This window comes from Rhodoblastus sp. (assembly GCF_041915505.1).
In the GTDB taxonomy this organism is placed as follows: domain Bacteria; phylum Pseudomonadota; class Alphaproteobacteria; order Rhizobiales; family Beijerinckiaceae; genus Rhodoblastus.
In genome coordinates this window covers 1-7,901 of sequence record NZ_JAYSBG010000157.1, presented here as the reverse complement: position 1 = coordinate 7,901, position 7,901 = coordinate 1, and the positions used below count along the sequence as shown (strand labels likewise).

Here is a 7,901-nt window from a genome sequence, read left to right as displayed (position 1 = left end):
GGCGTCATGCTCGACCCAGCCGGGCTGCGGATAAATCTGGCGATGCTCGCGCTGCGCGCAAGCGACGACGGCGCCGGCGCGGTCGAAAACGATGAAGCGGGTGCTGGTCGTGCCCTGATCGATCGCGCCGACATAATGCGTCATCACGCTCCCTCCGAATGCGTCGCCAGCCATTCGTCCAAGGCGCCGGCCATTTCAGGCGGCGCCCACAGGCCAAGCTTGGAGCGCCGCCACAAAATGTCCTCGGCCGTTCGCGCCCATTCGCGGGTGACGAGATGTTCGACTTCCGCCTCGCTCAGGCCGAGGCCGAAATCGCGACCGAGGTCTTCGCGCTTTTTCGCGGCGCCGAGGATCGTCCCGGCCACAGTCCCATAGGCGCCGGCGAGTCGCGCCGCCTCGCGCGCCGTGAGGAAGGGATAATGCGCCACAAGGTCGCGCGCGAAAGCGGCGAGATCGCCGCGCGACAGGTCGCCGCCGGGCAGGCGGGCGGCGGCGGTCCAGCGTTTTCCGCGCGCGCCGAGACTCAGCGCCGCGCGATCCGCGACCTGTTCGGCGACATGACGAAACGCCGTCAGCTTGCCGCCGAGAATGCTGAGCAGCGGCGCGCCCTCGACGCGCCGCTCGTCGAGGACATAATCGCGGCTCGCCTGCGCCGCATCGCCCGCGCCGTCGTCGCGCAAAGGCCGCACGCCGGAAAAGGACCAGACCACGTCGCCTGCCCCGACCGGCCGAGCGAAAAAGCCGCTCGCAACCGCGCAGAGATAGGCGATCTCATCCGGCGTGATCGCCGCCTCGTCGGGCGCGCCGGAAAAATCCGCATCGGTCGTGCCGATCAAGGTGAAATCGTCGCAATAGGGGATTGCGAAGACCACCCGCCCGTCGCCGGCCTGAAACAGATAGGCGCTGTCGTGGTCGAAAAGCTTGCGCGTGACGATATGGCTGCCGCGCACCAGCCGCAGCCGCGGCGCCGCCTGCACGCCCAGAACGGCGCCGAGCGCGGCGCCTGCCCAGGGGCCGGCGGCATTGACGATCAGTCGCGCCGCGACCTCCCGATCTCCCCCCGTCGCGTCGCGGAGAACAACGCGCCACGCCCCCTGCTCCGCCCATGCGCGCAAGACTCGGGTCCGCGTGAAGATCGTCGCGCCTCGGTCGGCGGCGTCGCGCGCATTGAGCACGACGAGACGCGAATCGTCGACGCGGCAATCCGAAAAAGCGAAGCCCTTTCGCAAGCTCGGCCGCAGCGGCGCGCCCTCCGGGACATCGCGCAAATCGAGCGCCTCCGTCCCCGGAAGTTTTTCGCGGCCGCCGAGATGGTCGTAAAGGAACAGACCAAACCGCAACAGCCAAGCCGGGCGACCGCCTGGCAAGACCGGCAGCACGAATCGCAGGGGCCGGACCAGATGCGGCGCGATGCTCATCAGCGTCTCGCGCTCGCGAAGAGCCTCGCGCACCATGCCGAAGGCGAAATGTTCGAGATAACGCAAGCCGCCGTGGACGAGCTTGGTGGAGCGCGAGGAGGTTCCTTCGGCGAGATCGCCTTGTTCGGCCAGCGCCGCTTGATAGCCGCGTCCGGCCGCGTCGCGCGCGACCCCGCAGCCATTGATCCCGCCGCCGATCACGAAAAGGTCGTATGAAGCCGGATCGCCGCTCACGCCCTCTCCCGTTCCGGCGCCGCGAATCGCCTGCCGCAATCTTCGGCGCGGCGGAAGCCGCCGTCAAACAGCCGCCGGAAAAGCGAAACGCCGCCGGGCCGGCCGACGGCGTTTCGTCCTCGACGGGAAATGTGGGATCAGTAGACCACGACGGAGCGGATCGACTCGCCCTTGTGCATCAGATCGAAGGCGTCGTTGATCTTTTCCAGCGGCATGGTGTGGGTGATCAGATCGTCGATATTGATCTTGCCCTCCATGTACCAGTCCACGATCTTGGGCACATCGGTGCGGCCGCGCGCGCCGCCGAAGGCCGAGCCGCGCCAGTTGCGGCCGGTGACGAGCTGGAACGGACGGGTGGAGATTTCCTGGCCCGAGGGCGCGACGCCGATGAGAACCGACGTGCCCCAGCCGCGATGGCAGCATTCCAGCGACTGACGCATGGTGTGGATATTGCCGACGCATTCGAACGCGAAATCCGCGCCGCCGCCGGTGACGTCGACGATCGCCTCCACCACCTTGTCGCGACCGACATCGTTCGGATTGATGAAGTGGGTCATGCCGAATTTCTTGGCCATCTCCACTTTGCCAGGGTTCAGGTCCACGCCGACAATCTTGTCCGCGCCAACCATCCGCGCGCCCTGAATGACGTTCAGGCCGATGCCGCCAAGGCCGAACACCACGACATTGGCGCCGGGCCACACTTTGGCGGTGTAGATCACAGCGCCGAGACCGGTGGTGACGCCGCAGCCGATGTAGCAGATCTTGTCGAAGGGGGCGTCCTCGCGCACCTTGGCGACGGCGATCTCGGGCAGGACGGTGAAGTTCGAGAAGGTCGAGCAGCCCATATAATGCCACAGGATATCATTGCTGCCGCCGGCGGGCGCGCAGGAGAAGCGGCTGGTGCCGTCCGGCATCAGGCCCTGGCCCTGGGTGGAGCGGATCGCGGTGCAAAGATTGGTGCGCTGCGACAGGCAGCTTTTGCACTGCCGGCATTCCGGCGTGTAGAGCGGAATGATATGATCGCCGACTTTCACGGACGTGACGCCGGCGCCGATTTCGCGGACGATGCCCGCGCCTTCATGGCCGAGGATGACCGGGAACTTGCCTTCGGAATCGAGGCCCGAAAGCGTGTAGGCGTCGGTGTGGCACACGCCGGTCGCCATGATCTCGACCAGCACTTCGCCCGCCTTGGGCCCCGCCAGATCGACTGTTTCGATGGTGAGAGGCGCTTCCGCCTTCCAGGCGACAGCTGCACGCGTCTTCATGGAATAGAACCTTTGAATGGGAAGGAATACTTTCCCATTAAAGTCGCTGGCAACTTTCCGCGCAATCGCCACGGCCGATTATAAGGACAATTTCAGAACCTCCGGCGAAAAAGCGAAGCAAAACATATTGCGGCGCACGCGGCGTCGCGTTTTACTCATTCGCAGCAGTAGAAGTCGTTTCGCGCCGCACACATTGCGTCTTCATATAGACGGTTTCCCCGAGACCCTCGCGCAGCGCGCCGCGCGCCATGGTCTCCTGGAACCCACGCATACAGGCGAATTCATTCTCGACGCGCGTCGAGATGACGTCGATCGCCTTGGTCTCGTCGCAAGCCTGCGGCGGGACGGATAACTGGCAAACCAGGACCACGGCGGTGAAAACAGACATGCCTTCCTCCAGTTTCCCCAGCGGCGCCCATGCGCCAACGGGCTCAAAGGACTACGAGACTCCAAGCTTCAGCGCGTCCCTGCCCTGCGGCGGGGAAGGATGAAACGGGCGTTACTCTCCGGCATTCTCACCGCGCAGATTTTCTTGGCCTCCAGCCTGGCTCAGCCGGCGCAAGCGCCAGTCGAAGCCGCGAGACCTTTTGTCGCGGAGCAGACGGCGCCGGGCGTCTATGTCGTCGTCGGGCCGTATGCGTTAGCCAACATACAAAATGCGGGCCAGATCAGCAATTCCGGATTCATCATCGGGAAAAATTCCGTCGCGGTGGTCGATACGGGCGGCAGCTACCTTGCGGGCCAAAGATTGCGGGCGACAATCCGCGAAAAAACCGATCTCCCGATCGGCTATGTGATCCTGACTCACGACCATCCAGATCATATTTTCGGCTCTGCCGCTTTTTTAGGCGATAATGCCATTTTCATAGGCCACAAAAATCTCCCAGAGGCGCTGCGAACCCACGCCGAGGATTATCTCCGCCATGCGCGCAAGGATTTCGGCGACGCGATCTTCGCCGGCACGCGCGTCGTCATTCCGACCGTTCTGGTCGATTCGCCGCAGACCATCGATCTGGGCGACCGGCCGCTCAAGCTCGAAGCCTGGCCGCCCGCCCACACCAATTGCGACCTGACCGTCCTGGACGAGGCCACCGGGACCTGGCTCATGGGCGATCTGATCTTTGCCGGCCACGTCCCGGCGCTGGACGGCAATCTCAACGGCTGGCTCGCCGTGTTGCGACAGTTGGAGCAGCGCCCCGCCGCCCGGATCGTCCCCGGCCACGGTCCCGCCGCCATGCCCTGGCCCGAAGCCGCGCAGCGTGTGGATACCTATCTTTCCACATTGCGCGACGACGTGCGCGCTTCGATCCGGGCCGGCGAGACCATGCAGGAAGCCGCCGACAAGGCCGCGCGGTCGGAGCGCGACAAGTGGGAATTGTTCGACGATTTCAACAGGCGCAATGCAATCGCCGCCTATCATGAACTGGAATGGGAATAATCATCTCGCATTCGCGAAATGAAAACAGCCCGCCCGGCGCGCCTAAAATGCATTCATACCGAAGGCTCTAAGCCAAATATAATAATCGGGAAGCAGCGCGGCGCGTTGCGAGGGCGCAAAGCCGACTGTACATTTTTTTTGTCATAAAAAATGGCCGCGCCCGTGAAATCGACAGACCGGCAACCTTTACGCCTTTTGTCGAAGGACGACGTAAAATCTGGCCCAACGCGGCCAATACATCGGCAGCCGAAAGAAAATATGGACGCCGTTGCGTTTCGGAGGACCCCCCATGAAGAGGCTTTACGCATCTCTCCTGTCTGCTACCGCTCTGGCGCTCAGCGCGTCGGCGTACGCCAATGAATCAGTCCTGAAAAATGAAAAGGACCCCAAGCAATGGGTGATTCAGACAGGCAATTACGCAAATACCCGCTATTCTGAACTGAACCAGATCAACGCCAGCAATGTCGGCAAGCTGGCGCCGGCCTGGAGCTTCTCGACCGGCGTGTTGCGCGGTCACGAAGGCGCCCCGCTCGTCGTGGGCGACGTGATGTATGTCCACACGCCGTTCCCGAATATCGTCTATGCCCTCGATCTCAACAACGAGGGCCGGATCATCTGGAAATATGAGCCCAAGCAGGATCCGAACGTCATTCCTGTGATGTGCTGCGACACCGTCAACCGCGGTCTCGCCTATGCCGACGGCAAGGTCTTCCTGCATCAGGCCGACACCACCGTTGTGGCGCTCGACGGCAAGAGCGGCAAGGTCGTATGGACCGCCGTCAACGGCGACCCGAAGAAGGGCGAGACCAATACCGCGACCGTCATGCCGGTCAAGGACAAGGTCATTGTCGGCATTTCGGGCGGTGAATTCGGCGTGCAGGGCAGCGTCACCGCCTATGACATCAACAGCGGCAAGCGCATCTGGCGCGCCTATTCGGTCGGTCCGGACGATGAGATCAAGTTCGACCCGGAAAAGACCACCGTGCTCGGCAAGCCGGTCGGCAAGGATTCCAGCTTGAAGACCTGGCAGGGCGATCAATGGAAGATCGGCGGCGGCACCACCTGGGGCTGGTATTCCTATGACCCGGACCTGAACCTGATCTATTACGGCTCCGGCAACCCCTCGACCTGGAACCCGAAACAGCGCCCGGGCGACAACAAGTGGTCGATGACCATTTTCGCCCGCGATCCCGACACCGGCATGGCCAAATGGGTCTATCAGATGACCCCCCACGACGAGTGGGACTATGACGGCATCAATGAAATGCCGCTGGTCGAACAGAAGATCGACGGCAAGGAGCGCAAGCTGCTGGTGCATTTCGACCGTAACGGCTTCGGCTATACGCTCGACCGCACCAATGGCGACCTGCTCGTCGCGGAGAAATATGATCCGGCCGTCAATTGGGCGACCAAGGTCGATATGGACCGCAGCAGCCCGACCTTCGGACGTCCGATGGTGGTTGGCCGCTATTCGACCGAGCAGAACGGCGAAGACGTCAACTCCAAGGGCATCTGCCCGGCGGCGCTCGGCACGAAGGATCAGCAGCCTTCCGCCTTCTCGCCGAAGACCGGCTTGTTCTACGTGCCGACCAACCACGTCTGCATGGATTATGAGCCGTTCCGCGTGAGCTACACGCCCGGACAGCCCTTCGTCGGCGCGACTCTGTCGATGTTCCCGCCGGAAGGCAGCTCGAACATGGGCAATTTCATCGCCTGGGACGCCACCAAGGGCAAGATCGTCTGGTCGCTGCCTGAGCAGTTCTCGGTCTGGTCCGGCGCTCTGGCGACGGCTGGCGACATCGTCTTCTACGGCACGCTCGAAGGCTACCTGAAGGCGGTCGACTCCAAGACCGGCAAGCTGCTCTACAAGTACAAGACCCCGTCGGGCATCATCGGCAACGTGATGACCTACGAGCATAAGGGCAAGCAATATGTGGCCGTTCTGTCCGGCGTCGGCGGCTGGGCCGGCATCGGCCTCGCGGCTGGCCTGACCGATCCCCACGCCGGTCTCGGCGCGGTCGGCGGCTATGCGGCCCTGAGCAACTACACCTCCCTCGGTGGAACGCTGACGGTCTTCGCCCTCCCCGAGTGACCTTCGGCCTGCATCCGAGCCGGGCGCGTCGCAAGACCCGCCCGGCTTCTTGTTCAGTCAGACATGTTCAAGTCTCATTCGGCGTCAATACTTGGAGCCGCCCGACACGGGCAGGCGTAAGCGATGCTGCGGCGGACGGAAAATACGGATGGATCTCGCGTCGTGAAAGCTTTCGTTTCTGAAAAACCAGCCCGTCTCGCCTCGACCAAGCGGCTCGCATCGTCCTTGGCGGCCCTCTGCGCAGCGCTTGTCTTCGTCGGCGTCGCACAGGCCGACCCCAAGCAGCCGGCGAGCGAAAAGGACGGCCGTTATTTCGACGCCGACGGCAATCCGACCTATAATATCGACGCCAAAGGCAAGGTTGACTGGCCCACTTATTCCGGCTTCCAGCGCTACAATGCCGAATGTCTCCGCTGCCACGGGCCGGACGGCATGGGCTCCAGCTACGCCCCGGCGCTGATCGACTCCCTCAAGACGCTGGATTACGCAACCTTCCTCGCGACGGTCGCGCAAGGGCGCAAGAACCTCGCGGGCGGCCAGGAAAAGGTCATGCCTTCGCTCGGCGAAGACAAGAACGTCATGTGCTACCTCGACGACATCTACACTTATCTCAGGGCCCGCTCGGACGATGCGCTGGGCCGCAACAGGCCCGCGGACCACGCTTCCAAATCCGCGGCTTGGCAGGCGGCGCAGGATTCCTGCATGGGCACGAGCTGATCTCGCGGCCATGATCCCCGCGCGCAAGACCCGACGCGCAGGCAGGGCGCTGATCTGCCTTGCCGCTTTGTTGTCTCCAATTCCGGGCCTGGCGCAGACCAGGCCCGACCTGGTCTCGCGCGACCGCCTGCGGGTCTGCGCCGCACCGGCCGACCTACCCTTCTCCAACAAGGCCAAGGAAGGCTTCGAGAACAAGATCGCCGAACTGGTGGCGGCGGAATTGCAATTGCCGCTGCATTATTTCTGGATGCCGGCGGGCCCGGGCTTCGTGCGCAACACGCTGGGCTCCGACATGTGCGACGTCGTCATCGGCTATGCCGCGCAATCCGACCTGGTCGATCATTCCAATCCCTATTACGCCTCGACCTATGTGCTGATCGCGCGCAAGGGCGGCCCGCTCGATGGCGTGGACCGCCTTGAGGATCCGCGCCTGAAGGGCGCGAAGATCGGCGTCATCGCCGCCACCCCGCCGGTGGATCATCTGATGGCGCTGGGCGTCTACGACCATGTCAAAAGCTATTCGCTGCTGGTCGACCGACGCTTCGATTCCCCGGCCGAGGACGCGCTGAACGATCTCGTCGCCGGCGAGATCGACGCCGCCATTCTGTGGGGGCCGATCGGCGGCTATTTCGCCAGAAAGGCCGCGACGCCGCTGACCGTCACGCCGCTCGTCACCGACAAGCGCCCGCCGTTCGTGTTCCGCGTCGCCTTCGGCCTGCGCCACGGCGAAACCGAAT

General features: G+C 63.6%; 8 protein-coding genes. 4 read left to right on the top strand and 4 right to left on the bottom strand.

Going from position 1 to position 7,901, the window contains the following annotated elements:
• The 4 genes from ACE3S9_RS11130 to ACE3S9_RS11115 form a co-directional block, all read right to left on the bottom strand.
• Window positions 1-144: FGGY family carbohydrate kinase (locus ACE3S9_RS11130; protein WP_374546530.1), on the bottom strand; the 144-nt coding region annotated here is incomplete at its 3' end.
• Window positions 144-1,652 (bottom strand): glycerol-3-phosphate dehydrogenase, encoded by a 1,509-nt coding sequence (gene glpD / locus ACE3S9_RS11125; RefSeq protein ID WP_374546528.1) that lies wholly within the window; start codon window positions 1,650-1,652, stop codon window positions 144-146. The genes ACE3S9_RS11130 and glpD, both read right to left, overlap by 1 nt.
• A 137-nt stretch (window positions 1,653-1,789) precedes the next feature.
• A complete protein-coding gene (locus tag ACE3S9_RS11120; protein WP_374546527.1) occupies window positions 1,790-2,917 on the bottom strand; it encodes an S-(hydroxymethyl)glutathione dehydrogenase/class III alcohol dehydrogenase in 1,128 nt (375 codons plus the stop codon).
• A 151-nt stretch (window positions 2,918-3,068) separates the two neighbouring features.
• Window positions 3,069-3,305 (bottom strand): hypothetical protein, encoded by a 237-nt coding sequence (locus tag ACE3S9_RS11115; protein WP_374546526.1) that lies wholly within the window; start codon window positions 3,303-3,305, stop codon window positions 3,069-3,071.
• A 99-nt stretch (window positions 3,306-3,404) separates the two neighbouring features.
• On the opposite strand from ACE3S9_RS11115, the gene ACE3S9_RS11110 reads away from it, so the two are divergent.
• The 4 genes from ACE3S9_RS11110 to ACE3S9_RS11095 all read left to right on the top strand — a co-directional run.
• Window positions 3,405-4,355, top strand: coding sequence for a quinoprotein relay system zinc metallohydrolase 2 (locus ACE3S9_RS11110; RefSeq protein WP_374546525.1), 951 nt, complete (start codon window positions 3,405-3,407; stop codon window positions 4,353-4,355).
• Between the two features lie 289 nt (window positions 4,356-4,644).
• Window positions 4,645-6,447, top strand: a complete 1,803-nt coding sequence (gene xoxF5, locus ACE3S9_RS11105; protein ID WP_374546524.1) for a lanthanide-dependent methanol dehydrogenase XoxF5 — start codon at window positions 4,645-4,647, stop codon at window positions 6,445-6,447.
• 225 nt (window positions 6,448-6,672) lie between these two features.
• Entirely contained in the window at window positions 6,673-7,164 is a 492-nt protein-coding gene (locus tag ACE3S9_RS11100; protein WP_374546529.1) for a c-type cytochrome, methanol metabolism-related, read from the top strand.
• A 10-nt stretch (window positions 7,165-7,174) separates the two neighbouring features.
• Window positions 7,175-7,901: quinoprotein dehydrogenase-associated putative ABC transporter substrate-binding protein (locus ACE3S9_RS11095; RefSeq protein ID WP_374546523.1), on the top strand; the 727-nt coding region annotated here is incomplete at its 3' end.

What these genes read in the sequence shown, in the direction of transcription:
- ACE3S9_RS11120 (WP_374546527.1), bottom strand. Translation starts at nt 2,917, where the DNA reads ATGAAGACGCGTGCAGCTGTCGCCTGGAAGGCGGAAGCGCCTCTCACC.
- ACE3S9_RS11115 (WP_374546526.1), bottom strand. Translation starts at nt 3,305, where the DNA reads ATGTCTGTTTTCACCGCCGTGGTCCTGGTTTGCCAGTTATCCGTCCCG.
- ACE3S9_RS11110 (WP_374546525.1), top strand. Translation starts at nt 3,405, where the DNA reads ATGAAACGGGCGTTACTCTCCGGCATTCTCACCGCGCAGATTTTCTTG.
- xoxF5 (WP_374546524.1), top strand. Translation starts at nt 4,645, where the DNA reads ATGAAGAGGCTTTACGCATCTCTCCTGTCTGCTACCGCTCTGGCGCTC.